2 protein-coding genes are annotated in these 689 nt (G+C 46.6%); both read right to left on the bottom strand.

All coding sequences use genetic code 11. The annotated features are described in order from the left end of the window. Positions 1-109: 109 nt before the first annotated feature. Positions 110-280, bottom strand: a complete 171-nt coding sequence (gene ninD / locus HP552_RS05570) for a protein NinD (protein WP_223368622.1) — start codon at positions 278-280, stop codon at positions 110-112. Continuing rightward, a partial coding sequence (locus HP552_RS05565; RefSeq protein ID WP_446686452.1) for a hypothetical protein occupies positions 280-689 on the bottom strand: 410 nt, incomplete at its 5' end. The genes ninD and HP552_RS05565, both read right to left, overlap by 1 nt.

Here is a 689-nt window from a genome sequence, read left to right as displayed (position 1 = left end):
TCCCACAGGTGAGCCGTGTAGTTGAAGGTTTTTACGTCAGATTCTTTTGGGATTGGCTTGGGTTTATTTCTGGTGCGTTTCGTTGGAAGGTATTTGCAGTTTTCGCAGATTATGTCGGTGATACTTCGTCGCTGTCTCGCCACACGTCCTCCTTTTCCTGCGGTAGTGGTAACACCCCTGTTGGTGTTCTTTCACACCGGAGACACCATCGATTCCAGTAAGGTTGATTTGGTCGGAAGCGGTTATCTTCTTTGCATTCACCGCACCGATAACATCGCATCATGCAGCTTCCCTCCCGAAGTCGAAATCAAGCTGCCCTCCAAATATTTCGCATGACTCAGAACAAGAGCCGGTATCGAATCTTTTAGCTCGTACCATGTCCTGATACAGGGCTTGATAATCATTTTCTGAATACATTTTCGCGATACCGTCCAGCGACATTCTTCCTCGGTACATAATCTCCTTTGGCGTTTCCCGATGTCCGTCACGCACATGGGATCCCGTGATGACCTCATTAAAAACACGCTGCAATCCCTCCTCATCTTTGCAGGCAAGTCCGATTTTTTGCGTTGATTTTTTAATGCAGAATATGCAGTTACCGAGATGTTCCGGTATTTGCAAATCGAATGGTTGTTGCTTCCACCATGCGAGGATATCTTCCTTCTCAAAGTCTGACAGTTCAGCAAGAT

The sequence above is a fragment of the Paenibacillus xylanilyticus genome, assembly GCF_013359935.1.
GTDB lineage: Bacteria > Bacillota > Bacilli > Paenibacillales > Paenibacillaceae > Paenibacillus > Paenibacillus xylanilyticus.
This window is presented reverse-complemented; position numbering and strand designations above follow the sequence as displayed.